This window comes from Bradyrhizobium guangzhouense, from assembly GCF_004114955.1.
GTDB lineage: Bacteria > Pseudomonadota > Alphaproteobacteria > Rhizobiales > Xanthobacteraceae > Bradyrhizobium > Bradyrhizobium guangzhouense.
Genome location: NZ_CP030053.1, coordinates 1,225,821 through 1,251,189, shown reverse-complemented (window position 1 = coordinate 1,251,189; position 25,369 = coordinate 1,225,821). Strand labels below are relative to the sequence as shown.

The window sequence follows — 25,369 nt, the reverse complement described above, 5'->3', positions numbered from 1 at the left end:
TTGAGCGAATAAAATGTATGCTTATGCGGCAGCCAGTCCATTTTTTGAGCAGAATGTACCCGCTGGCTAAAATTCCGGCATAACTATTTTTGCACCGCAATTGACGCCGGGAGGCGGCCCGCCTTGAAAGCGCCCCGCCAATGTTCCATATGAGGGTAGAGACCGCTCGCGAATCGATCGGTCGTTGCGAGCCGCGTGTTCTTAAGCCCCTCCGGGCCTCTGGCTTGCCCCATATCATCCAAGCCATCCGACACCCCAAACACGCAGGTGTCTTCTCGACACCCCTTTGCGCGTGCCCCGCTAATTGCGTCGGGCGCTCGCTTTTGACATGAAAAGAGCCCCTCTTTTGACTTCCTTTCAGGACTTCGGCCTCGCCGAACCCATCGCACGTGCGCTCGCTGAAGAGAACTACGTCACACCCACCCCCATCCAGGCCCAGACGATTCCCACGGCGCTGACCGGACGCGACGTCGTCGGCATCGCCCAGACCGGCACCGGAAAGACTGCCTCCTTCGCGCTGCCGATCCTGCACCGGCTGCTCGAGAACCGGATCAGGCCGCAGCCCAAGACCTGCCGCGTACTGGTGCTGTCGCCCACCCGCGAGCTGTCCGGGCAGATCCTCGACAGCTTCAATGCCTATGGCCGCCACATCCGCCTGTCCTCGACGCTCGCCATCGGCGGCGTGCCGATGGGACGACAGGTCCGTGCTCTGATGCAGGGCGTCGAGGTGCTGGTCGCCACCCCCGGCCGCCTGCTCGACCTCGTGCAGAGCAACGGGCTGAAGCTTGGCAGCGTCGAGTTCCTCGTGCTCGACGAAGCCGACCGCATGCTCGACATGGGCTTCATCAACGACATCCGCAAAATCGTCGCCAAACTCCCGATCAAGCGGCAGACGCTGTTCTTCTCGGCCACCATGCCGAAGGACATCGCCGAGCTCGCCGATTCCATGCTGCGTGATCCGGCACGCGTCGCGGTGACCCCGGTCTCCTCGACCGCCGAGCGCATCAACCAGCGCATCGTTCAGGTCGATTTCTCGGCCAAGCCCACCTTCCTGACCAAGCTGCTGAAGGACGAGCCGATCAACCGTGCGCTGGTCTTTACCCGCACCAAGCACGGTGCCGACAAGGTGGTAAAGACGCTCGAGCGGGCCGGTATCCCCGCCAGCGCCATCCACGGCAACAAGTCGCAGAACCACCGCGAGCGCACGCTCGCACAGTTCCGCTCCGGCGAAATCCGTACCCTGGTCGCCACCGACATCGCCGCCCGTGGCATCGACGTCGACGGCATCACCCACGTCATCAACTACGACCTGCCCAACGTGCCGGAAACTTATGTGCACCGGATCGGCCGCACCGCGCGCGCCGGCGCCGACGGCACCGCGATCTCGCTGGTCGCAGGCGGCGAGGAACTCAGCTATCTCCGCGACATCGAACGGCTGATCAAGGTGGCGCTGCCGCGCGAGGACCTCCGCACCGACGCCGGCCGCCGCGACGCAGGCGCTCCTCCGCCGCAGCAACAACGGCAGGGCCGGCCGGGCGGCCGACCGGGCCAGCGTCCGCAAGGCGCTCGGCATGGCGACGGACGGCGTGGTGACGACAGACATGCCGACGGACGCCACCACAGCTCCGGAAAGCCGAGCGACGGGCGGCCCGGCGAGGGCCGTCATGGCGAGGCGCGGCATGCGGACGGAAGGCCTGGAAACGGCGCGAAGGGGTCTCGCCGCCGCCGCTCCGGTGGTAAGATGCATTCTTCGCCAAACGAACGCCCGGAACAGCGTTCCGCGCATAGCGCGGGAGCGCCCGATGGGATACAAGGCGTGGCCTTTTTGCGCCGTGAGAGTCGGCCGAACGGCCACCCGAACCGCAAGCCCCATTCGCACTAGCCGTCCACGACCTGGAGAAATTCATGGCTAAGGAAGAGCTGATCCAGTTCGAAGGACTGGTCACCGAAATCCTCCCCGACGCGCGCTACCGCGTGCAGCTCGACGCCGGGCACGAGATCGTCGCTTACACCGCCGGCAAGATGAAGAAGAACCGCATCAAGACGCTGGCGGGAGACCGCGTGACGGTGGAGATGTCGCCCTACGACCTCGAAAAGGGCCGACTGATTTTCCGCCACAAGGACGAACGTCCCGCGACCGCCGGTGGACCGCCGCGCGGCGGCCCCCAGCGTGGCGGCCAGTTCCGCCGCCGCTAGTCGGGTTCGCCCGCCCTGCGCGGAGTTAAAATGCTGACTTGTATGCTGATCCGCCGTGGGCATCACGGCGGATCAAAAAATCGTGCACGTCAGGATTGTTTTGAGGCCTTAATTCCAATAAAATGAATTAATCGATTTTCGGCCGGACGACATTAGCATCCACCGGTACAGCCGGTTCAGACACGCTGACGACCCTTCCAAAAATTCGATCTAACCTGCCTGCGCAAGCGGGCGCTACCATTGTGTATCTGAGAAGGGACTACCCCCGTGAGCATGGGAACCGTGAAGTGGTTTAACGCGACCAAGGGCTATGGCTTCATCCAGCCCGACGACGGCGGCAAGGACGTGTTCGTTCACATCAGCGCCGTTGAGCGCGCCGGCCTCGGCTCGCTGCGCGAAGGCCAGAAGGTCTCCTACGAGATCGTCGCCGATCGCCGGTCCGGCAAGTCGGCTGCCGACAATCTGCGCGACGCAGGCTGAGGTCCGGCGCGCGCCTTGCGGGGCGCGCACCCGGATCAGTTCGAACGCATCAAACAACGGAAAAAGGCCGTGCGGGCTGCACGGCCTTTTTTCATGTCCAAAGAGCAGGTGGGCTCAATAGGTCGTGCAGGTCGTGTCCGGGCTGTAATAGACGCAGGCGGACTGCCGCGGGCGGGTGTAGGCGACGTCGCTCAGCGTGATCAAATTCTTCAGCACGTGGCCGACCGTCGGCGTGTAGGTGTAGCTGACCTCGCTGAAGATCAGATAGGTGCCGGCGATTGCGAGTGTCGTGGGAATCGAGACCGTGGCTCTCTGTGCCCGCGGGGCCGACCCCTTGCTCCATTGCACATGCGCCGTCTGGGTCGAATCCACGTACAGTTCGGTGATCGTCGCCGACACGGGCGTCGCGTCATAGGGCGTCATGATAGCGGTCGAGGCGGCGAAGAAATTGGTCATGTCGGTATCGGCGACGGTCGTCGACTGCGAGGTGAGATCCGACAGCGTCCGCGCCATCAGCGTCACCTTGCGATCGATCGCTATGGCTGACGAGAATTCGACGGTGCCGAAGAACATCACCAGCATCAGCGGAACGATCACCACGAATTCGGTCGCAGCAAGACCCCTGCCGTCGGTCAGGAATTCGCACGCGGAGAAACGGGCCGCCCGCCAGAATCTTGCAATCGCCTGCATCGCTCCGCCCGATCCGCTTTCCTAGTAAGGCTCGTTCTTGAACGCGGCAGTTGCCACGAGCAGCCGCTTGCTCGTGCTGCCGCAGCCGATGTTGAAGCCGAGCCCGGTCACGAACAGCGGCCACTGATAGAACAGCCGGACCACCACAATGTCGCCGGCGTTGCCGGCGCTGTAGTTCATGTTGGTGTCGAAATTGCACGCCGCATCGAGATGCGTCGGCAGCGTTACTGCCGAGAAGGACGAGAAGCTCGTGACGTCGACATACAGGCTGTTGCAGTCGAACAGCGCCGGAATCTGGCTACAGACATAACTCTTGAACGTCGCCTGCGTGCAGGGCGCAGCGACGCCGCTCACCGCGCAGGCCGCCACCGAACCCGACTGCGCTTGACCGGTCAGCACCACGCGGGCGGAATTCTGCGTGATGGTCTCGAGCACCTGGCTCGAGAAGAACACCAGCGCAGTCTCGACGATGGCAAACAGCAGCGCGAAGAAGATCGGTGCGATCAGCGCGAACTCGACCGCCGCCGATCCACCGCGATTGCCGCGAAATCGTCGCAGCGCAGTCCGCAACGTGAATCTCGAAGATACAGGCGACGGCATCGCGTGAATTCCCCGGCGGCAGCGATCATCCGCTTCGATCAATATCGGAAACTGATTGTCTAAATGTTTCTGACATTCGACTCGGGCCGGGCCGGACCGTTAGCGATCGGTTAACCACGGCGGGAGCGTAGAGGCGGGGAGGACAGAAACGACGTCACCGGCAATGGCGTTGCGGGACCGGAGGTCCCGCCCGCGGCCTGGTGATCTTGCCGGTTCGCCGTACCAGTTTGTCTTGTTAATTTGTCTTGGCAGCGGCAGCCGTGGTGGCGTTGCCGCTGGCATTGCTGCTCAGCGTGCCGGCCTGGCTCATCGTGGTGTTGAAGTATTGGTCGCTGTCGCCAAGGGTGACGCGACGCTGGCAGAGCGGCATGCAGCTATAGGATTCCCGCTCGATCCCGCGATAGACGGTGACGAGCCGGTCGCTCGGGCCTTCAACCTGGATCTGGCGATCGACCAGGATCTCGCCGCCCCGATCGAGCGCGATGAAGTTGGTGGCGCCGTAACCCTTGCCGGTCACGACGATCATCCCGCCAGGCTGGAGCGTCACGTCGGCGATCAGGGGATTGCCGACCACGATCGTGGCGACCTTGCCGGGCAAGCGCACCAGCTTGGCCTGATCGACATTGACGGCGATGGTGTCGACGGTGGGCTCGGCAAGGCCGATCGCCGGCGAAGCCAGCGTGGCAGCCGCAGCCAGCAGACAGATGCGCGCATGGCGGCGCAGAAACTCTTTACGCATACTCTTACCCCGGGACGTCACAAACCGGCAGAATCGATCAGAGAGCGGAGCCGGCGCCCGACCCGGTTAACCTGCCTGTAATTCGTGAACGTTCCGCAAATTCGCCGACTATTGTTCTAACGGACTTGCGTTTTGTCGCCTGCCTAGTGGCGGAACGGATAAGCGAGCTGGCCGGCAATCTCCTTCGGCATGGTCGCTTCGTCCTTGCCATAATCCTGCGGCAGCTCGCCCTTCGGCATGCGAAAGGTGCCGAACAGCAGATCCCAGATCGGGAAGGTGCCGGCAAAATTGGTGTCACCGCCCTCTTCGAGCGCCGTGTGGTGCCAGCGGTGGAACACCGGCGTCGCCAGGACATACCGGAACGGTCCGAAGGTCCAGTTCAGATTGGCGTGCACGAAGGCCGAATGGAAGGTCGTGAACGGGCCGACCCAGATCATCACGTTCGGCGATATGCCGGCCATCAACAGAACGACGTCGACCCCGATCGTTCCGAGCATCAAATTCACCGGATGAAAGCGCGCCGCCGAAATCCAGCTGATCTCCTCCGAGGAGTGGTGGATCGCATGGTATTTCCAGAACCCGCCGTCATGAAACAGCCGGTGCAGCCAGTACAGCATGAAGTCGGCCGCGACTAGAAACAGCACGCCTTGCGCCCAGAGCGGCAGTTGCGACAGCGGACCGTGACCGTTGTCGTAGAAAGCGATCAGTTCGTCCGCGTCGTGGATGTTGAAGACGGTGCCGGCGGTGACGATCAGAAGTCCGATCCGCATGGTGCGGGCAAACACCGGAACGAAGAACCAGTAGCAGATATCGGTCACGATCTCGCGCTTGCGCCACCACGCGGGACCGGGATTGCAAGCCCAGAAATACTCGAGCACCGTGAAGACCACCGCGAGCATGAAGGTGACGGGTATCACCTTCTCGATGGTCTCGCCGAGCATCAGGGCGACTTGCATGGGCAGGCTCGACATCATCGCGTCTCTTCCAGGCTTCTGATCCACTTACGCCTACTCCCCGAAATTTAAAGGAGGGTGAAGTTGACGCAGAGTTCGGAACCGAAACGAATTGCAGCAGGCGCCTTAAGGTGAAATTCACTCTGGCCAAAAGCATCGCGCACCCCGCAGGTTTGAGCGATCGAATTAACCCCGCCGAAAGAGCTGGGCTCACATGGTCGGTGCGTCAAGACAGCGCCGAACGAGGCGACCTCACCCAGATGGAGTTTAGTTCATGAAGAACCTGATTGCGCGTTTCGCGAAGGATGAATCCGGCGCCACCGCCATCGAATACGGTCTGATCGCCGCCGGCATCGCGCTGGCCATCATCACCGTCGTCAACAATCTCGGCAGCACGCTGAACACCAAGTTCGGCTCGATCAGCTCCTCGCTGAAGTAAGCCGACCGACGAACGACGGCAAAAGCCCCGGACCTCCGGGGCCTTTGTTTTTCAGGGCATGGCGAGTTCCAGTGGCGTTGCGTAGGCACAGAACCGATGCCGCAATTGCGGCGACCGAGGCGGACACGGCGCGCGGCGATGCCTCGGCCTATTGGGTCTGCCTTGCGCTGCTGCTCGCAATGGTCGTGCTGGCGATGCGGATCGCCAGCATGTGGTGAGACCGCCGACACCTTGGCATCGTTCCGGGGTTGCGGCGGCCGTTGTCGGTTTGTTTAGCACTGGCTTTTAGCATGCGCCGGCGACCCGATCCGGCGACAGACCCAGGCCCAAGACCCGGGCCCTCAAGACGCAGCAGCCCATGACACTCGACCTCGCGCGCCTCCTGCTCTTCCCGGCCCTGATGGCGTTCGCGGCCGCCAGCGATCTTTTCACCATGACGATCTCGAACCGCGTGTCGCTGGCGCTGGTCGCAGGCTTCTTCGTGCTCGCCTTCGCCGGTGGCATGGCACCTTACGAGATGCTGAGCCATGTCGGCGCTGGCGCGCTGCTCCTTGTCGTGGCCTTTACCTGCTTTGCGATGGGCTGGATGGGCGGCGGCGATGCCAAGGTCGCCGCTTCCGTGGCGCTCTGGTTCGGCTTCGCCCAATTGTCGGACTTCCTGCTCTACGCCTCGCTGTTCGGCGGAGCGCTGACGCTGCTCCTGCTGCAGTTCCGGCAATGGCCGCTACCTTACGGACTTGCCGGCCAGGCCTGGCTCGCACGGCTCCACGACAAGCAGACCGGCATCCCCTACGGCATCGCGCTCGCGCTCGGGGCGCTGTTGGTCTACCCCGAAACCGAATGGGTGAAAGCGATCGACCTCGCTCACCTCGCATTGCTCTGAACGCCGCGATAACCCGGCGTTAAGGCGATTTAGATACGCCTCATTAACCATGCTTTGACGAATAGCTGGTCAACTGCCGATTACGGCGGCGGCTGCGTCGCAGCGTTTTGTGGAAAGTGAAGCGTATGAATAGGGCACGCATAGTCGTCCTGACGGTCGCCATCTGCGCCGGCGGCATCGCTGCGTACCTGGCGAGCGGCTCGGACTCTACGCCGCCTCCAGCGGCTCCGGTCGCACAGCTTCCCACCACCGACGTCCTGGTTGCCAAGAACGACATCGGCCTCGGACAGACCCTGAAGCCCGAGGACGTGCAGTGGCAGACCTGGCCGACGGCGACCGCCAGCGCCACTTTCATTCGCCGCAACGAGCGCCCGGACGCCGCGACCCAGGTCACCGGTTCGATTGCGCGTGCCCCGTTCATCCAGGGTGAACCGATCCGCGACCAGAAGCTGGTCAAGGCCGATGGTTCCGGCTTCATGGCCGCGATCCTGCCGACCGGCATGCGCGCCATCTCGACCGAAATCTCGCCGGAAACCGGCGCCGGCGGCTTCATCCTGCCCAACGATCGCGTTGACGTACTGCTCACGCGCCGTCTCAAGAACCCGGACCAGAGCGCCGGCGGCCAGGATATCATCACGTCCGAGATCCTCCTGACCAATGTCCGCGTGCTGGCCATCGACCAGGCGCCGAAGGAGAAGGACGGCCAGAACGCGGTGGTCGGCAAGACCGTGACCCTGGAACTCGACCCCGCGCAGACCAAGGTGCTGTCCACCGCTCGCCAATCCGGAACGCTGTCGCTGGCGCTGCGCAGCATTGCCGACGTCAAGACGACCGAGATCACGCTCGATGAATCGGCGCAGCACAGCGACGGCGTGTCGATCATTCGCTACGGCATTCAAAGTCAGGCTGCGAAGCCACGATGAGGACAGTCGATATGAAATGCAGGGCAGATCTGGCGACGATGCGGACCTCCCTGGTCCGCGCCCTGTCGTTCTCGGCCGCTCTCGCGCTGACGCTCAACCCGGCGCTGACGCCCGTAATTGCGGCAGATTACCGTGCGGCGGCACCCGTTCCGACCGATGATCAGATGAACGCGCGCTTCCTGTCACTCGGCGTCGGCAAGTCGATCGTGATCGACCTGCCCCGCGACATCAAGGACGTGCTCGTCGCCGATCCCAAGATTGCCAACGCGGTGGTCCGCTCGTCCCAGCGCGCCTACATCATCGGCGCCTCGGTCGGCCAGACCAACATCGTTTTCTTCGATTCCGCCGGCCAGCAGATCGCCGCCTACGACATCGCCGTCAAGCGCGACCTCAATGGCGTGCGCGCGGCGCTGAAGCAGATCCTGCCCAATTCCGACATTCAGATCGACGGCCTCGGCGACGGCGTCGTGCTGAGCGGCTCCGCGGCCAACCCCGCTGAAGCGCAGCAGGCCAACGATCTCGCTGCGCGCCTCGCCGGCGGCGCCGACAAGGTGGTGAACTCGATCGTGGTTCGCGGGCGCGACCAGGTCATGCTGAAGGTGACCGTTGCGGAAGTCGCGCGAAACATCGTCAAGCAGCTCGGCATCGATCTCACCGCGAACCTCAACTACGGCACCTCGGTGGTGAGCTTCACCAACTCCAACCCGTTCACCGCGCTTGGCCACAATCTCGTGGACGGCAACAGCTTGAGCGCGAAGTTCGGCGGAGGCCCCTCCGTGCAGGCCACCCTGCGCGCGATGGAAACCGCGGGCGTGATCCGTACGCTGGCCGAGCCGAACCTGACCGCGATCTCCGGCGAGTCCGCGACGTTCATCGCCGGCGGCGAATTCCCGGTGCCGGCGGGTTATGCCTGCGACCCCACCACGCATGTCTGTACCACCCAGATCAGCTTCAAGAAGTTCGGCATCTCGCTCAATTTTACGCCCGTGGTGCTGACCGAAGGCAAGATCAGCCTGCGGGTGATGACCGAAGTGTCGGAACTCTCCAACGACAACGCGATCACGTTGTCGCAGGCCGTCACTTCGACCTCGGTCAACTCGCTGACGGTGCCCTCGATCAGGACCCGCCGCGCCGAGACCTCGCTCGAAATTCCCTCCGGCGGCGCTATGGCGATGGCCGGCCTGATCCAGCAGCAGACCAAGCAGGCGGTCAGCGGATTGCCCGGGTTGATGCAGCTCCCGATCCTCGGCACGCTGTTCCGCAGCCGCGACTTCGTCAACAACTCGACCGAGCTCGTGGTCATCGTGACGCCCTATATCGTGCGCGCGACGTCGCCAAAGGACCTCTCGCGTCCGGATGACGGCTTCTCGGCACCTGCTGATCCGCAGGCCGAGCTTCTCGGCAACATCAACCGCATCTACGGCGTGCCCGGTAAAACCGAGCCGGCAAAGAACTACCGCGGCACTTACGGCTTCATCACCGACTGAGGCGGAACGGGGACTTAAGTTATGATCACAACGCGACCCCAGAACCGCCACCGCGCCGCCGGCCTCGGTGGCGTGCTCGTCGGTATCGCGCTCGCGCTCGGCGGCTGCCAGCACGACGAGGTGGCGACGGCCTCCATTCCCGACGACTACAAGCAGCGTCACCCGATCGCGATCGAGGAGCAGAACCGCTCGATCGTGGTGTTCGTCGGTCACGCCCGCGGCGGTTTGACCGCGGCCCAGCGCGCCGACGTGATGGGCTTGGCGTCGACCTGGATGCACGAGGGAACCGGCGCGATTCACGTCGACGTGCCCACGGGAACGCCCAATGCGCGCCCGGTCGCCGAATCCATGCGGGAGATTCAGGCATTGCTGGCGGCCGGGGGCGTCCCCCCGCGCGGCATCATCGCCCGTCCCTACCAGCCGGAAGACAAGCGCTTCCTGCCGCCGATCCGACTGACCTATTCGAAGATCGCGGCGGTCGCCGGCCCGTGCGGCCTGTGGCCAGAGGACATCGGCCCCTCGATGAAGAACAAGAGCTGGTTCGAGAACAAGGACTACTACAATTTCGGATGCGCCTATCAGCGCAACATGGCGGCCATGGTCGACAATCCGGCGGACCTCGAGCAGCCGCGGCCCGAGACCCCCGCCTACACCGCGCGACGTACTGCCGCCTTCGAGAAATACCGCAAGGGCTTGCCGACGGCGACCACCTATCCCGAGGCCGAAAAGGCCAAACTCAGCGACACCGGCAAATGATCAACTACGCGCGCCAGACTCAGGAAGAGCAGCCGGAGATCCCGCCGCCGGTCGAGGAGCATATTGCGCCCGCACCGCGCGTTTCGGTGCAGGCCTTCTGCGAAACCGTGGAGACCGCCGCAGCCGTGCAATCGGCCGGCGAGGATCGCCGCCTCGGCAAGGCCCATCTGAAGATTCAGATGGGCGGCATGGCGGCTGCAATCGAAGCCTACCGTTCGGCGCCCACGCCGAACGTGATCGTGCTCGAGAGCGACGCCCGCAACGATCTGTTGGCTGGGCTCGACCAGCTCGCCACCGTCTGCGACGCCGGCACCCGCGTCGTCGTGATCGGCCGCATCAACGACGTCATGCTCTATCGCGAGCTGGTGCGCCGCGGCGTCAGTGACTACGTGCTCGCGCCGGTCGGTCCGATCGACGTCGTGCGCTCGATCTGCAATTTGTTCTCGGCGCCGGAAGCCAAGGCCGTCGGCCGCATCATCGCCGTGGTCGGCGCCAAGGGCGGCGTCGGCGCCTCCACGATTTCCCACAATGTCGCCTGGGCCATCGCGCGCGACCTCGCGATGGACGCCGTGGTCGCCGATCTCGACCTTGCTTTCGGCACTGCCGGGCTCGACTACAACCAGGATCCGCCGCAGGGCATCGCGGACGCCGTGTTCTCGCCCGATCGCGTCGATACCGCCTTTATTGACCGTCTGCTGTCGAAATGCACGGACCATCTCAGCCTGCTGGCGGCGCCGGCGACGCTCGACCGGGTCTATGATTTCGGCACCGACGCCTTCGACGCCGTGTTCGACACGCTGCGCTCGACCATGCCGTGCATCGTGCTGGACATCCCGCATCAATGGTCGGGCTGGACCAAGCGCGCCCTCATAGGCGCCGACGATATCCTGATCGTCGCGGCGCCGGATCTCGCCAATCTGCGCAATACCAAGAACCTGTTCGATCTCTTGAAGGCCGCCCGTCCCAACGACCGCCCGCCGCTATACTGCCTCAACCAGGTCGGCGTGCCCAAACGGCCGGAGATCGCCGCCACCGAATTCGCCAAGGCGATCGAGAGCCAGCCGGTCGTCTCGATCCCGTTCGAGCCGCAGATCTTCGGCGCGGCCGCCAACAACGGCCAGATGATCGCGGAGATCTCCGCGAACCATAAGTCTATCGAGATGTTCCTCCAGATCGCCCAGCGCCTGACCGGCCGGAGCGAGACGAAGAAACAAAAGTCGTCCTTGCTTTCACCGCTGATTGAGAAGTTGCGGGGAAAATAAGCCGCCGCATGGAGTTGTTAAGTGTTCGGTAAGCGTAGCGGAACAGACACCGACTTTCGGGCTCCCAAGCCCGGCGCCGTGTCGCCAGAGCCTGCCTCGGCTCCGGCGCCGACGGTGTCGCGCGCGCCGCCCCCGCCGGTTGTCGCGTCGCCGCCGCTCGCGCCCTCCCGGCCCCCGCCGGTCATGGAAACCCGCCGCTCGGACAATTATTACGAGGTCAAGGCGACGATCTTCGGCGCGCTGATCGAGGCCATCGACCTCGCCCAGCTGGCCAAGCTCGATTCCGAATCGGCGCGTGAGGAAATCCGCGACATCGTCAACGAGATCATCGCGATCAAGAACATCGTGATGTCGATCGCCGAGCAGGAAGAGCTGCTCGACGACATCTGCAACGACGTGCTCGGCTACGGCCCGCTCGAGCCGTTGCTCGCCCGCGACGACATCGCCGACATCATGGTGAACGGCGCCGGCACGGTCTTCATCGAAGTCAGCGGCAAGATCCAGCGGACCGGTATCCGCTTCCGGGACAACCAGCAGCTCCTCAATATCTGCCAGCGCATCGTCAGCCAGGTCGGCCGGCGCGTCGACGAATCCTCGCCGATCTGCGACGCGCGCCTCGCCGATGGCTCCCGCGTCAACGCCATCGTACCGCCGCTCGCGATCGACGGACCCGCGCTCACCATTCGTAAGTTCAAGAAGGACAAGCTGACGCTGGATCAGCTGGTCAAATTCGGCGCGATCTCGCCGGAAGGTGCGGAGATCCTCCAGATCATCGGGCGCGTTCGCTGCAACGTGCTGATCTCCGGCGGTACAGGCTCGGGCAAGACCACCCTGCTCAACTGTCTCACCAACTACATCGAGCACGACGAGCGCGTCATCACCTGCGAGGACGCCGCCGAATTGCAACTCCAGCAGCCCCACGTGGTGCGGCTCGAAACCCGCCCGCCCAATATCGAGGGCGAAGGCCAGGTCACCATGCGCGAGCTGGTGAGAAACTGCCTGCGTATGCGCCCCGAACGCATCATCGTCGGCGAAGTCCGCGGCCCGGAGGCGTTCGATCTCCTCCAGGCCATGAACACCGGCCACGACGGCTCGATGGGGACGTTGCACGCCAACAATCCCCGCGAAGCGCTGTCGCGCTGCGAATCCATGATCACGATGGGCGGCTTTTCGCTTCCGTCGCGGACGATCCGCGAGATGATCTGCGCCTCGATCGACGTGATCGTCCAGGCCGCGCGCTTGCGCGACGGCTCCCGCCGCATCACCCACATCACCGAGGTGATGGGCATGGAAGGCGACACCATCATCACCCAGGACGTCTTCCTCTACGACCTGGTCGGCGAGGACGCCAACGGCAAGATCATCGGCCAGCATCGCTCGACCGGCATTGGTCGCCCGAAATTCTGGGAACGCGCCCGTTATTACGGCGAAGAGAAACGACTTGCCGCCGCGCTCGATGCCGCGGAAAAGAAACCGAACACGTGAGCAGGCCGGCGCAGCCATGAACATTCAGGTCCTCGCCCTCGCGTTCCTCGCCACGGCCGCCGTCGGCGGCATCGCCTGGGTGTTCCTCTATCCGATGCTGTCAGGCGAGCGGAAGGCCGAGAACCGCCGCGCCTCGATCGCACGCGCCGAAGCGCCAACGGCCCGCCAGGCCGAGAAGACCCAGCGTTCGCGCCGCGAGCAGGTCGAGAGTTCGCTCAAGGATCTCGAGGCCAGGCGCACGCAGGAGAAGAGCGTCCCGCTCAACATCCGCCTGTCGCAGGCGGGGCTCGACTGGACGACTCAGAAATTCTGGATCGTGTCCGCCATCGTGGCGGGCGTTTTTTTCTTCGGCGCGCTGTTCGGCGGCGGCGGCCTGCTCGGCGCGGCCGGTCTTGCCTTTGCCGGCGGCTTCGGCCTGCCGCGCTGGGCCCTGGGCTTCATGAAGAAGCGTCGCGAGAACAAGTTCCTGGCAGCGCTTCCAGATGCCGTCGACGTCATCGTCCGCGGCATCAAGGCCGGCCTGCCGCTGTTCGAATCGATCAAGGTCGTCGCGGCCGACGCGCCCGAGCCGCTGCGCAGCGAATTCCTGGCCATCATCGAGACGCAGGCGATCGGCATGCCGCTCGGCGAGGCCTGCTCGCGGCTCTACGAGCGCATGCCGCTGCCGGAGGCCAATTTCTTCGGCATCGTGGTGTCGATCCAGCAGAAGTCGGGCGGCAACCTCTCCGAAGCGCTGGGCAACCTCTCCAAGGTGCTGCGCGACCGCAAGAAGATGAAGGAAAAGATCCAGGCGATGTCGATGGAAGCCAAGGCCTCGGCCGGCATCATCGGCTCGCTGCCGCCGATCGTGATGTTCCTCGTCTATCTCACGACCCCCGGCTACATCTCGTTGCTGTGGACCCACCCCACCGGCCAGCTCATGCTGGTCGGCTGCGTCGTCTGGATGTCGATCGGCATCATGGTGATGAAGAAGATGATCAACTTCGATTTCTAACGGTGCCGCATGGTCGAGTTCCTCGTTACGAAACTGCATGACGCCCACTTCATGACCATGCTGCTGGCAGCCATCGCTGCCAGCGCCACCGTCTACACGCTGGTGATGCCGATGTTCGCCGGCGAGGGCCTCGCCAAGCGCATGAAGGCGGTGGCGAGCGAACGCGAGCGCATCCGCCAGCGCGAGCGCGAACGCCTCAACAAGAACGAGAAGGTCTCGCTGCGCCAGACGCCCAAGCAGCTCGTCTCGAAGGTGGTCGACGATTTCAATCTCACCAAATGGCTGGCGCAGGAGGCGGCGCGCGACAAGCTGATCATGGCCGGCTATCGCGGCCATGCGCCATACGTCACGTTCCTGTTCGCCCGCCTGGTCGCTCCGATCGTGCTGTTCATCGGCTCGGTCGTCTACGTCTTCCTGATCGCCCATATGGACCGCCCGATGCCGATCAAGATCGGCATCTGCGTCGGCGCGGCCTATCTCGGCCTTCAGGCGCCGATGCTGTTCCTGAAGAATGCGATCTCCAAGCGCCAGCTCTCGATCAAGCGCGCCTTTCCCGATGCGCTCGACCTGCTGCTGATCTGCATCGAATCCGGCATGTCGGTGGAAATGGCGTTCCGCAAGGTCGCCACCGAAATCGTGGGCCAGTCGATCGCGCTGTCCGAGGAGTTCACCCTGACCACCGCCGAGCTGTCCTATCTGCAGGACCGCAAGGTCGCTTATGAAAACCTGGCGAAGCGCACCGGGCTCGAAGGCGTCAAGTCGGTCTGTCTGGCGCTTCAGCAGGCGGAACGCTACGGCACCCCGCTCGGTCACTCCTTGCGCGTCATGGCGCAGGAAAACCGCGACATGCGCATGAACGAGGCCGAGAAGAAGGCCGCGGCCCTGCCGCCGAAGCTGACGGTGCCGATGATCCTGTTCTTCCTGCCGGTGCTGTTCGTCGTCATTCTCGGACCGACCGGGATCAAGATCTCCGAGCTGCACTGACCCAAGTCGGGCGAAAACTCGAAAACAACCCCATGCACAGTAGCCGGCCATTGCCGGCTCGCTCCGATGTGGATCGTGCAAAGCGCCTGAACGGGCAGCCGAAATTCGTGCCGTGGCGCCAGAAGGCGGCGGATCAGCCGGACTGGCTCAGGGAGGCGACCGGCGTTCGCTTCGGCGCGCTGCGCGGACCGCCGTTGCGGCTCAGCATGTCCTTCAGATAGGCGACATTGGCCGCGGCCTCGTCGGGCGGCAGGTCCGCCTTCACGATGGTCTCGGCCTCCGCGAAGCGGCCCTGCAGACCGACCACCAGGCCGAGATTCTGCCGCACCCGCGAGCTCGCCCGCGGCGACGCATAAGCCTGCCGCAGCGCCTCTTCCGCCTTGGGCAGGTCCCGCGACAGCATGTAGGACAGGCCGAGATTGGAGAGCACGCCGGGATCACCAGGTGCGATCTTGAGCGCGCTCGCGTAATAGCCGCGCGCCTCGTCGTGGCGGCCCATCTGGTCGAGGCAGGTGCCCTGCACCGAGAGCAGGCGCCAGTCCGGATTGTCGGGCGAATGCGCCTTCGACAGCACGTCGAAGGCCTGCTGGAAATTGCCGACGTCGGAGAGCGCGCGACCGTATTGGGCCAGCAGCGCCTTGTTGCCGGGATTGGCGATCGTCGCCTGTTCGAGCACGGCAGCCGCCTGGGCGTTCTGCCCGTTGGCGCGCAGCGCCTGGCCATAGGCTAGCGCCGCGTCGGCATCTTTCGGGTTGGCACGATAGCGCTCGCCATAGACCTCGATGGCGCGCGCCGGATCGGCCGGGGCAGCGGCTTCCGCCTTCGGCCCGATCGAGCCGGTGACGTCGGAAAGCTTGGACATTGCCGTGCAGCCGCCGAGGCCCGCGGCCACCAGCGCGATCAACGAGGCGGACGCAAGAAGCCGGACAGGACGGAACCGTTGACGCATGACGCTTTGACTCTCGAGCGGATTGATCGAGCCGAACGCGCCAGCAATAGACTGTTAACCCTAATGGCCGGTTAACGCCGGACCATGCCACCCTGCGGCGGCGCCTCGCCGCCGAGGCCCAGGTCGAGACCGAGCTGCTTCACCTGATCATTCAGGTTCCGCAGCAATTGCAGCCGCCGCCGCGCCTTCCCCTCGGCGTCGACATCCTCGCGCGGCAGCGCCGGCCAGCGGCGCTTGAGGTCGTCACGATTGATCAGCCTGACGGCACGGAGCTCGTCGAGCGTGGCGTGGTCGATGTCGAGCATCTCGGCGGATAATCCGATCAACTCGCGAAGCAATGTCCTCGTTTCCGCCAGCGCTGCGAGGTGACGCTTCTGTACGGACCTTTCGAGCTTGCGATCGAGATCGGCGAGGGCATGGGACGTCACGAGGTAGGTGTAGAGACGATCCGCCCAGCTCTCGCCTCCATCATCGTAGAAGGCCGGGCGCGACAGCAATCGGTTTGCGAGCAGCAGAACCTGATCCCAATCCAGCGACGCGCATGAGGCAATCTCGATCGCCGACTGGATGGCGGGATCACGCGACAGATCCCGCCCGACCGGAAGGCTGATGCGGCCGCCAGGCATGTTCGAATCGAGCGGGCTGAACGCGCCATCATTGCGCGGCCGCGAATAGCGGGCGATCGAGATCCGGTAGTCGGGCCGGCCCGTCGCGGGGGCCGGGCCGAAATGGATGATGTTGAAGCCGGCATCGTCGCCTCCCTGCCCGGTTGAGGACGGACAGGACAGCACGTAGATCGTGCGCCAGAAATCCTCGAGGCCGCCTCGCGTCGCACGTGGATCCGGAATCGAATAGCGCGTGAGCCCCTCGACATGCCGGTGCCCGTGCAGGACCATGGTGACATTGAGGGACGTTGCCGCTTCGAGAAAGGTGGCGGGCGCAGCGAGATACATCAGCGGCTCGTCAGCGGCGCCGAGGAACCGCTTGCCCTCGCCGGTCGCCTGCGGCAGCGGATGATGATGCAGCGCCAGCACACGCACCAGGTTCTCCGCCGGTTCGGAATAATCCGCCCGCCCGGCTGAACCGATGCTGCCTGCGAGCTCGACACTGAGCCGGGCAGACCGTGCGACCATCGCATGATAGGCCTGCTCGTCGACATGGCCGCTCGCAAGCGACGTCAGGCTTGCGCTGTTGGAATCGAGCAGCATCAGGTCGAGGCCGGCCTGACGGTAATAGATGGTCTTCGAGGTCCGCGGCAGATGCAGATAGTCGTAGGCATCGTGCCGGCCGCCCGGCTTACTCGGACGCTTGGCGTCATGATTGCCGGCAACGGCCTGGATGTCGGTGAACAGGCCGGTCTGCCGGAACGAGGCGATGACCGCGACCGCTTCCTCCAGGGAACGCGGCGTCGGATCATCCACGATGTCGCCCGTGATCAGCAGGACTCGATCGGGCACATCCGCAAAGCCCGCCATTCGCTCGCGCAGGGCGGCGGTGAGCGCCTCGATTGTCGCAAGCAGCCGGCCTGACCCGTCCAGATGCAGGTCGGAGATCTGCGCAATGACGAACGATCTATCCATTCCGCGCCGCTCGATGCGATGCTGCGTCGCCCAAACGATTGAACAAATGCCTACGACGAAGAGCTCAGGTCACAATCCGGGTCAGTATCGTCAGAACTTCAACGGCGCTGTTGCGCTCGGTACGTGCACAGGCGCATCACACAACTTGAAAAATATTCGCTCATAATGCCACAACCGAAACGCTAGTAAAGCCCCGCGGCGGCGCAGGCATGAACGGCAGTCCTCGACCGAGATACGAGCGCGAGCCGGGGATTGTTTCGAGAGGCCCGATCAATATTCGATGGCGAGACGCTTGCGGATTTCATCGATGCGCTTGTCGATCGCGTCGAACCGCGCGTGGACGGAACGATCGTGGAGATAGAAGACGTAGCCGCCGGCGAGGAACGCGAAGACCCAATGGTGATGCTCGACATAGCCAAGGACGGCCTCGATGGTCTGGCCGATGAATGTGACCCCGCTCCACACAAATTCCATCGCAATTCCTCCCGGCACGCATTGTCGCCGGTCACGCGCGTTCTCTGCGCACGATAACCTGCTTGGCGACCACTGCCGGAACCTAGCACGGGACTTTCCGTGCGAGTAGCGGCTCGCTGACCGGTGACCGCAAAGCCGATTGCGGAGGTGCCAAAACTCTGCGAAGTCTGCTTCCCATCCGAATGACCTCCGAGCCTGCCAATGCCTTCCGTCTTCGAGACATCCTCGACTGCCACCCCGATCATTTTCGTCACCAAGTCGAGCTGGGAGGCCGTGCGCGAGACGCTGCCGCCGGCGCAGCGCCAGTTCGCCATCGCGAGCGCCTTCGCGGCCAAGCCAGGCGGCTATCTGGCGCTGCCCGCCCCCGACGGCGCGATCGCGCAGGTGCTGTTCGGCCTTGAGGATGACGGCGCGAAGTCGCGCGATCCGTTCCGGCCCGGCGCCCTGCCCGGCCTGCTGCCGGCGGGCACCTATCGCTTTGCCAATGCACCGCACGATGCACGACTGGCGGCACTCGCCTTCGCGCTGGGGTGCTATCGCTTCGCCCGCTACCGCAAGGCCGACCGGCCCGACGTCCGGCTGGTGCCGCCCGATGGCGTCGACGCCGCCGAGATCAGCCGCATGGCTGATGCCGCGATGCTGGCGCGCGACCTCATCAACACGCCGTCCAACGACATGGGGCCGGAGGAGCTGGCCGCGGCCGCGCAAGCGCTCGCGGCCGAATACGGCGCCAGCTACGCCTGCACCATCGGCGAGGAGCTGGAAAAGAACTTCCCGCTGATCCATGCGGTCGGCATGGCCTCCAGCCGCGCGCCGCGGCTGATCGATATCGGCTGGGGGAATCTCGATCATCCCAAGGTGACGCTGGTCGGCAAGGGCGTCTGCTTCGATACCGGCGGGCTCGATTTGAAACCGTCGAGCGGCATGCTGATCATGAAGAAGGACATGGGCGGCGCCGCCAATGTGCTGGCGCTGGCGCGCATGGTGATGGATGCCAAGCTGAAGGTGCGCTTGCGCGTGCTGATCCCTGCCGTGGAAAATGCGGTCGCCGGAAACGCCTTCCGCCCGCTCGACATTTTTACCTCGCGCAAGGGCATCACGGTCGAGATCGGCAATACCGACGCGGAAGGACGGCTGGTGCTCGCCGACGCACTGGCGCTGGCCGACGAGGAGAAGCCCGAGTTGCTGATCGATTTGGGCACGCTGACGGGCGCCGCGCGGGTCGCGCTGGGGCCAGATTTACCGCCCTTTTACACCAATGATGAGACGCTTGCCTCCGACGTCGCGCGCTGCGCGGTGCAGGAGAACGATCCCTTGTGGCGCATGCCGCTGTGGCCGCCTTACGATGCGTGGCTGGACTCCAAGACCGCCACCATCACCAACGCGCCATCAGGCGGCTTTGCCGGCTCGATCACCTGCGCGCTGTTCTTGCAGCGCTTCGTCGAGCAGGCCGGGAGCTGGCTTCACGTGGACATCTATGGCTGGACGCCGTCGGCGAAGCCCGCGCGGCCCGAGGGCGGCGAATGCCAGGCCGCCCGCGCCATCTACAAGGTGCTGAGCGAGCGCTATGCATGATATCAGGCTGACACCGGCGCGGAGCGATCTCGCCGCCAAATATCTCGAAGGCCAGGTGCAGGCCGATCGCTATGTCACCGGCGAGGAATTCGAGGTGACAGCACCGATCGCGCCGGTCCGCGAGCAGCCTTCGGCGAACGCGATGCTGATGACGGAAGCGCTGCGCGGCGAGCGCGTCACGGTCTACGATCGCAACGGCGAGGGCTGGGCCTGGGGCCAGCTCGGCAGCGACGGCTATGTCGGCTGGCTGCCTGAGGCCGCGCTGATGAAGCCCGTGGCTGCACCGACCCACAAGGTGACCGCGCTGCGGACGCTCGCCTTCCCGGGTCCATCGATCAAGCTGCCGCCGACCGATGCTCTGGTGCTGGGATCGCAGCTCACGATCGCGCGCGAGGATGGCATGTTCGCCGTCACGCGCGAAGGCACGTTCGTGCCGAAGACTCATCTTGCGCCGCTCGATCATCGCGAGGGCGATTTCGTCGCGGTCGCCGAGCGCTTCGTCGGCACGCCGTATCTCTGGGGCGGCAAGAGCAGTTTTGGCATCGATTGCTCCGGTCTCGTTCAGGTCTCGCTGACGTCGTCAGGCACAGGCTGCCCGCGCGACAGCGACATGCAGCAGGCGGGCCTCGGCCGCACGCTGGAGCCGCATGAGCGGAGAAATTTGCTGCGCGGCGACCTGATCTTCTGGAAGGGCCACGTCGCGATCGTGCGCGACGGCAACACCATGGTTCACGCCAATGCGTATCACATGGCAACGGCGATCGAGCCGATCGCGCCGGCCATTGCGCGGATCGAGGCGGCCGGCAGCGAGGTGGTTGCGATCAAGCGGCTGTAGGGGCGGCGTCGAAAATGCGTCGCGTTCCATATTTTCACTAAGCGGCCTGAAACGGCTGCGGTCCTGTTGATCATCGGCTGGAGGCGAGCCCCGGTCAACGTTCCCCATAGCTCAACCGAGCAGGTGGCCGTTCTCCGCAATCCTCCACGCAGTGTGCACAGGCGGAAATTTCTTTCTGCTCGGAGCAAAGCTTTGCTGCTTGCCCGGCCAACCAATGCCACTTTGCTGCTACGTCGCGAAGTCGAGCCCGGCGCAGAGGATCACTCTCTACTCTAAGAGAACCGGCGTACGCACGCTCCGCAATTCCTCGTAAGCGAGCTATCGCTTCAATCATGTTCACATTTTCACGTGGCAGCGTTGACACTTGCAACGAATGGAAGGGCGCGGCTACGACTGCGAAGCCGCGCCCCATCGTCAGGCTGCTCGGATGCTGCCGAGGAAGTTCGACAGTTCCGACTTGAGCCGCGCCGCGTCGGACGACAGTGTTTGCGCAGCCGAAAGCACCTGAGAGGACGCCGAACCGGTTTCGGCGGCTCCCTGCTGCACCTCGGCGATGTTGGACGACACCTGCTGGGTGCCGTGCGCCGCCTGCTGGACGTTGCGCGAGATTTCGCCGGTGGCCGCACCCTGCTCCTCGACCGCCGCGGCAATCGTCGACGATATCTCCGACAGCCGTTCGATCGTCCCGGAGATCTCCTTGATCGCGCCGACCGATTCCTGCGTCGCGGACTGGATACCGGAAATCTGCTGGCCGATCTCGCCGGTCGCTTTCGCGGTCTGCTCGGCAAGCGCCTTCACTTCCGATGCGACGACCGCGAAGCCGCGACCGGCTTCGCCCGCGCGGGCCGCCTCGATCGTGGCATTGAGCGCCAGCAGATTGGTCTGCCCTGCGATCGTGTTGATGAGCTCGACCACGTCTCCGATGCGATTTGCCGCCCTCGACAACTCGCTGACCCGCTCCGTCGTCCCGCGCGCCTGGCCGACGGCCTCGCTCGCGATCCGCGCGGATTCCTGGACCTGGCGGCTGATCTCGTTGACCGAGGACGACAATTCCTCGGTCGCCGATGCCACAGACTGCACGTTGGCAGAAGCTTCCTCCGAGGCGGCAGCGACGGTCGTGGACAATTGCTGCGAACGCGACGCGGTGGACGTCAACGTCCCCGCGGAGGCTTCGAGTTCACGTGACGCCGACGATACGGTCTCGACGATGCGTCCCACCGCGCCTTCGAAGTCGTCGGCCATCCTCGCCATCTCGGCCTTGCGCTGGCGCGCGAGCACCTCGTCTTGCCGGATTTTCTGCTCCGCTTCCTCGCGCGCCTTCTCCTCGGCCTTGACTTTGAAGGTTTCGACCGCCTGCGCCATATCGCCAACCTCGTCGCTCCGTTCGAGGCCCGGCAAAACCACGCCGAAATTGCCGCCGGCAAGCTCCTTCATGCTGGCGGTGAGACCCGACAGCGGACGGACGATGCCGCGTGCGATCAGAAAAGCGATCAACAGACCGAGCACCAAGGCTGCGGCGGCCACGAATTTCTGCGTGGTAATGGTCGTGGTGACCCGGCCCTCGGTGTTGGCATTCGTCGCCTTGACCGCCTCTCCGATCGAGCTCTTCACCTTCTCGATTTCGCCGATCGCATGAACCGTGGGCGGAGTGATGCCCTTGTAGTAGAGCTCATCGGAGAGCAGCATGTTCGGCGCAGTGCGATTGAAAGCATCCGCGTATTTCGTAACTCCCGACTTCACCACTGAAAGCAAGGATGCCAGATTCGCCGGCAATGCCACCGCTTCGAGCTCCGCGATCTGCTGTTGCGTCTTCACGACGTTGGCCTTGAAAGTGTCGAGCCCCTTGGCTTCGTGAGTGGCCAACGTTCGCCAGTTCGCCACCCGAACCAGCAGGACTTTAGATTCAAGGTTGTTCGCATCATGCGAAAATGGCGTGCCCTGCGCCGCATCGACGAACTTCTGGACATCGGCAGCCATCTTGTCTCCGTCCGAAAACAATTGATCGCGGCCCGCGATCATCTGCTTGACGGCATCGCCGAGTGCAGCGCGCTTGGTCGTCAATTCCGCAAGATCCTTTTCGACGGCCTGGTAAAACGCCCTTCGCTCGTCGGACCTCGTGGTCTTGATCAAACCTGCGGTCAGGGCATTGGCCTTCGCCAAGCGCTTCTCCGACTCGGCGAACGATGCCTCGTCGTGGTCGAATGCATAGCGGAGGATGGCGCGGCGATTGGCATGGAGTTCAGACCCCAGCTCCGTCGCATGAAGGGCGTTCTCCGTTTGCAATACCAGCAACGAAACCTGCTCCTGGATTGCCCCGAGTTGCGAGATGGCATAGCCGGCGAGACCCGCGCAGAACACGAGCAGAATGGCGAAACCACCATAGAGCCGACCGCCGATTCGCAAATTGAAGACTGACATGAAAGGCCTTTCCTCGAGACAACACAGGTAGCGAGCCCCGCCGACTGCAGACCGCAGATCCGGGTACCCCAACGGTGCTTCAATGTGTCGCGGGTTTGTTCCAAGGCAGTTAAGCAACCTATCGGGAATTGGCAGCGGAATATTTTTTTCGGATGCAGCTGCGCGATGGCCCGCATTCATGCGCAAACTGAGAAGCGTCGCAGCAGTCCTCGACTGCATTTTGCCCGACATGCGAGCAAAAGCGCCAACCACTCGCGATGGGCGGCGACGATCTCAAAGCGTTCAGGAACTACAGTGACAATCCGCGCGATTGGCCTTTCCACCTTCAAGCCCGGCGCGACACGAATGATAAGGTGCACTGTCCCCGCAATTGCGAAGGAGAGAGCGTTCATGAAAATCGTTCTCCGCACGGTTGGGAAGGTGCTAAGCACTGCCTCGCCGGTCATCTTCAAGAGGCAACGCGATCTCGAATGTCGAACCCTGAGGGCTCGATTTGGCAAGAACCAAACGCCCCCCGTACCTCTCGATGATCGTGCGGCATATCGCCAGCCCCAAGCCCATACCCGACGGCTTGGTCGTAAAGAACGCATCAAAGATACGGTCATGGTGCTGCGGCGGCACTCCGCGGCCAGTGTCCTGGACCGAGAGGAGGACGAACGAGCTTCGTTCGTCGAGACGTGTGGCAATATTCAATCTGCGGCCGTTGAGGCTCGTGGATGCCATCGCCTCGATGGCGTTCTTGAACAAGTTCAGGATCACCTGCTGCAACTGTATCGGATCGGCGCGCACCAGGGACATTTCGACCCGAAAGTCGGTCGCAACAAGCATTCCGTTGAACTGCAGTTCGTGCTCCAACAGCCGCAACACCTGGCGTGCGACACCCTCGAGGCTGATCGTGGCCGGTCGATCGACCGCGCCCTTGAACAGTCCACGAACGCTTGTGATCGTCGCGTTGACCCTGAGGCTGTCTTCTTCGATATTCCTGAGAATGGCATTGACCTCGTCGAGCCGGCGAGGCTGCGCGACGAGCAACTGCCGAGCGGTGTTTGCGTTCAGGGTGATTGCCCCCAGCGGCGATCCGATTTCATGAGCGATGGCCGCAGTGGCCGCATCTATGCTGACGAAGCGGTTGGAGCGTTCGCGCCGTTGCATCACCAGAGCGCTGGCCAGCCGCGAATAGAGCACGATCATCTCCGTCACCAGCACGGACAGCAGCATGCAACTGGCGATCAGGGCAAATCCGCGAGCAGTGTACCAGCCGACGGAAAATCGAGCGGAGCCCTCGTATGCCGCCACCAGAAAGTTGGGAAGCGCTGCAAATAACGTGACCATCAGCCACAGATCGAGCACCGTGCGCCGGCGGACGAACAGCACCAGAAGCACGAAGCAACCCAGCAGCGACAGGCCGATATTGAATTGATTGCTCAGTGAGGTCTGCAGCATCAGACCCGTCGTGAAAAAGCTCGGCAAGCGCCTGGTTTCGGCGATGGCCACCCACGACAAGAGAGCTATTGCGGCAAACACCGAGATCAACGTGGTTGCCATGCTTGCGGTCGTCGAGAACCTTGAACCTCCTCCTCTGTCCTTTAGCAGCGCATAGACGAGGATACTCAGCGGAAAAGTGGTGTACCAAAGTACGAAGAACCACGCTGGCGTGTTGTAAACGTCGCCGATGAGCCCGTTTGGCGCATAGCTGCCCGGAAAACTCAAAGTCTGCAGAAACGCGAACGAGCCGGCGAAGATGTATCCGCCCGCGACGACGAGCAACGCGCGGTGCGGCTGCACCGAATATTGAGCGAGCAGGAGGGTCGCCGTCAGCAGGTCGGCTGCGCTGGTGACCGTCTGAACCACCGGAAGAAAGCTGTCGATTTTACCGATTTGTCGATTCACGAAAGGAGCGACGAGCGCCGAAACGGCAAGCATGACGACCACGACACCGATAGCCACGGTTCGGTGTCGCTGTGTGGACGGCATCAAGGCAACCACCATCGGAGGATCGCGCTCCGCATTGAGCCCAAACTGGCCCGTGTTCGCCTTCAGCATCGCAGCCTCGCTGTTACCGATATTGGTAGTGCATCGACGCGGGCCTTATTATTAGCAGAATTTCGCGAGCGCCTTGACATTTTGGCCAGCCGTTCCGAGCCTTGGCCGTGCCCCGGTCAGGGAACAGCGAAAGCGAACCTGGCGCGGCACCTGGTTGTTACCGTTGTTCGCGCAAAGGAAAGAGACTTTCATGAGAGGCTTCCTCCGCACGGTTGGGATATCGGCCGTCCTCGCCTGGGCCGCCACGACCTCGAGCCAAGCCACGCCGGCATATACCCGGCAGACCGGCCTGCCCTGTAACGCCTGCCATTCAAGACCTCCGGCGCTCAATCAAAACGGCAAGGAGTTCAAAGCAAACGGCTACCGCTGCAGCGACGAGAGGTGCGAGGCATTCCGCTCGCACAAAGATCCGCTCGATCCCCATGCCGCCCACCCCTGAGGCGAGGATGCCCGCCGCACGACGGGAGCAAGAATGATGGGTTTCAAGAGGGCTCAACCCATCCCGCGCACTCCGCGACGATGCACGGTCCAGCATGCGCAAGGCCGGCTTTGAGTTAAATCAACCGGCTCCTTCGTGTCGCGATCTATCAATTGGCGGCTCCCAGCAAAATGCGCGAGGACGCC

24 protein-coding genes are annotated in these 25,369 nt (G+C 63.7%); 15 read left to right on the top strand and 9 right to left on the bottom strand.

What is annotated here, in order from left to right:
* Positions 1-328: 328 nt before the first annotated feature.
* The 3 genes from XH91_RS06100 (at position 329) to XH91_RS06090 (ending at position 2,676) form a co-directional block, all read left to right on the top strand.
* Complete coding sequence (locus XH91_RS06100) at positions 329-1,882, top strand: DEAD/DEAH box helicase (protein ID WP_164933618.1); 1,554 nt, start codon at positions 329-331, stop codon at positions 1,880-1,882.
* 23 nt (positions 1,883-1,905) lie between these two features.
* Complete coding sequence (gene infA / locus XH91_RS06095) at positions 1,906-2,196, top strand: translation initiation factor IF-1 (protein WP_008546913.1); 291 nt, start codon at positions 1,906-1,908, stop codon at positions 2,194-2,196.
* Between the two features lie 267 nt (positions 2,197-2,463).
* Positions 2,464-2,676: a cold-shock protein gene (locus tag XH91_RS06090; RefSeq protein ID WP_057759442.1), complete on the top strand. Its 213-nt coding sequence runs from the start codon at positions 2,464-2,466 to the stop codon at positions 2,674-2,676.
* A gap of 114 nt (positions 2,677-2,790) precedes the next feature.
* On the opposite strand, the gene XH91_RS06085 is transcribed toward XH91_RS06090, so the two are convergent.
* The 4 genes from XH91_RS06085 to XH91_RS06070 form a co-directional block, all read right to left on the bottom strand.
* Positions 2,791-3,366: a TadE/TadG family type IV pilus assembly protein gene (locus XH91_RS06085; protein WP_128949741.1), complete on the bottom strand. Its 576-nt coding sequence runs from the start codon at positions 3,364-3,366 to the stop codon at positions 2,791-2,793.
* Positions 3,367-3,387: 21 nt separating this feature from the next.
* A complete protein-coding gene (locus tag XH91_RS06080; RefSeq protein ID WP_128949740.1) occupies positions 3,388-3,966 on the bottom strand; it encodes a TadE/TadG family type IV pilus assembly protein in 579 nt (192 codons plus the stop codon).
* A 235-nt stretch (positions 3,967-4,201) separates the two neighbouring features.
* Positions 4,202-4,705 carry a pilus assembly protein N-terminal domain-containing protein gene (locus XH91_RS06075; protein ID WP_128949739.1) on the bottom strand — a complete coding sequence of 168 codons (504 nt, stop codon included), beginning with the start codon at positions 4,703-4,705 and terminating at the stop codon, positions 4,202-4,204.
* A 143-nt stretch (positions 4,706-4,848) separates the two neighbouring features.
* On the bottom strand, positions 4,849-5,676 hold the full coding sequence (locus XH91_RS06070; RefSeq protein WP_128949738.1) for a sterol desaturase family protein: 828 nt from the start codon (positions 5,674-5,676) through the stop codon (positions 4,849-4,851).
* 256 nt (positions 5,677-5,932) lie between these two features.
* On the opposite strand from XH91_RS06070, the gene XH91_RS06065 reads away from it, so the two are divergent.
* The 10 genes from XH91_RS06065 to XH91_RS06025 all read left to right on the top strand — a co-directional run bounded on the left by XH91_RS06065 (position 5,933) and on the right by XH91_RS06025 (position 14,871).
* Positions 5,933-6,097 carry a Flp family type IVb pilin gene (locus XH91_RS06065; protein WP_018646598.1) on the top strand — a complete coding sequence of 55 codons (165 nt, stop codon included), beginning with the start codon at positions 5,933-5,935 and terminating at the stop codon, positions 6,095-6,097.
* A 77-nt stretch (positions 6,098-6,174) separates the two neighbouring features.
* Entirely contained in the window at positions 6,175-6,315 is a 141-nt protein-coding gene (locus tag XH91_RS38720) for a hypothetical protein (protein ID WP_164933602.1), read from the top strand.
* A gap of 140 nt (positions 6,316-6,455) precedes the next feature.
* Complete coding sequence (locus XH91_RS06060; RefSeq protein WP_128949737.1) at positions 6,456-6,980, top strand: A24 family peptidase; 525 nt, start codon at positions 6,456-6,458, stop codon at positions 6,978-6,980.
* Between the two features lie 125 nt (positions 6,981-7,105).
* Positions 7,106-7,903, top strand: coding sequence for a Flp pilus assembly protein CpaB (cpaB, locus tag XH91_RS06055; RefSeq protein ID WP_164933619.1), 798 nt, complete (start codon positions 7,106-7,108; stop codon positions 7,901-7,903).
* 11 nt (positions 7,904-7,914) lie between these two features.
* Positions 7,915-9,390: a type II and III secretion system protein family protein gene (locus XH91_RS06050; protein WP_164933620.1), complete on the top strand. Its 1,476-nt coding sequence runs from the start codon at positions 7,915-7,917 to the stop codon at positions 9,388-9,390.
* 21 nt (positions 9,391-9,411) lie between these two features.
* Positions 9,412-10,146, top strand: a complete 735-nt coding sequence (locus XH91_RS06045) for a CpaD family pilus assembly protein (RefSeq protein ID WP_128949734.1) — start codon at positions 9,412-9,414, stop codon at positions 10,144-10,146.
* Positions 10,143-11,408 carry a CpaE/TadZ family protein gene (locus XH91_RS06040; RefSeq protein WP_128949733.1) on the top strand — a complete coding sequence of 422 codons (1,266 nt, stop codon included), beginning with the start codon at positions 10,143-10,145 and terminating at the stop codon, positions 11,406-11,408. Before XH91_RS06045 ends, XH91_RS06040 begins: the two co-directional genes overlap by 4 nt.
* A gap of 21 nt (positions 11,409-11,429) precedes the next feature.
* Positions 11,430-12,893, top strand: coding sequence for a TadA family conjugal transfer-associated ATPase (locus XH91_RS06035; RefSeq protein WP_128949732.1), 1,464 nt, complete (start codon positions 11,430-11,432; stop codon positions 12,891-12,893).
* A 16-nt stretch (positions 12,894-12,909) separates the two neighbouring features.
* Positions 12,910-13,887 carry a type II secretion system F family protein gene (locus XH91_RS06030; RefSeq protein WP_128960754.1) on the top strand — a complete coding sequence of 326 codons (978 nt, stop codon included), beginning with the start codon at positions 12,910-12,912 and terminating at the stop codon, positions 13,885-13,887.
* A gap of 9 nt (positions 13,888-13,896) precedes the next feature.
* Positions 13,897-14,871 carry a type II secretion system F family protein gene (locus tag XH91_RS06025; protein ID WP_128949730.1) on the top strand — a complete coding sequence of 325 codons (975 nt, stop codon included), beginning with the start codon at positions 13,897-13,899 and terminating at the stop codon, positions 14,869-14,871.
* A gap of 133 nt (positions 14,872-15,004) precedes the next feature.
* On the opposite strand, the gene XH91_RS06020 is transcribed toward XH91_RS06025, so the two are convergent.
* The 3 genes from XH91_RS06020 to XH91_RS06010 all read right to left on the bottom strand — a co-directional run bounded on the left by XH91_RS06020 (position 15,005) and on the right by XH91_RS06010 (position 17,874).
* A complete protein-coding gene (locus XH91_RS06020) occupies positions 15,005-15,820 on the bottom strand; it encodes a tetratricopeptide repeat protein (RefSeq protein WP_128949729.1) in 816 nt (271 codons plus the stop codon).
* Positions 15,821-15,891: 71 nt separating this feature from the next.
* On the bottom strand, positions 15,892-17,400 hold the full coding sequence (locus XH91_RS06015) for a metallophosphoesterase family protein (protein ID WP_128949728.1): 1,509 nt from the start codon (positions 17,398-17,400) through the stop codon (positions 15,892-15,894).
* 270 nt (positions 17,401-17,670) lie between these two features.
* Positions 17,671-17,874, bottom strand: coding sequence for a hypothetical protein (locus tag XH91_RS06010; protein WP_128949727.1), 204 nt, complete (start codon positions 17,872-17,874; stop codon positions 17,671-17,673).
* Between the two features lie 201 nt (positions 17,875-18,075).
* Here XH91_RS06010 and XH91_RS06005 point away from each other — a divergent pair, with 201 nt between their 5' ends.
* Both XH91_RS06005 and XH91_RS06000 read left to right on the top strand, forming a co-directional pair.
* The gene (locus tag XH91_RS06005; RefSeq protein ID WP_128949726.1) at positions 18,076-19,449 is read left to right on the top strand and encodes a leucyl aminopeptidase family protein; all 1,374 of its coding nucleotides are present in this window, start codon (positions 18,076-18,078) and stop codon (positions 19,447-19,449) included.
* Positions 19,442-20,284, top strand: a complete 843-nt coding sequence (locus tag XH91_RS06000; RefSeq protein ID WP_128949725.1) for a C40 family peptidase — start codon at positions 19,442-19,444, stop codon at positions 20,282-20,284. Before XH91_RS06005 ends, XH91_RS06000 begins: the two co-directional genes overlap by 8 nt.
* Positions 20,285-20,698: 414 nt before the next feature.
* Here XH91_RS06000 and XH91_RS05995 read toward each other — a convergent pair whose 3' ends face one another.
* Positions 20,699-22,702, bottom strand: a complete 2,004-nt coding sequence (locus XH91_RS05995; protein ID WP_128949724.1) for a HAMP domain-containing methyl-accepting chemotaxis protein — start codon at positions 22,700-22,702, stop codon at positions 20,699-20,701.
* 423 nt (positions 22,703-23,125) lie between these two features.
* Positions 23,126-24,745, bottom strand: a complete 1,620-nt coding sequence (locus tag XH91_RS05990; protein ID WP_128949723.1) for an MASE4 domain-containing protein — start codon at positions 24,743-24,745, stop codon at positions 23,126-23,128.
* Positions 24,746-25,369 lie beyond the last annotated feature (624 nt).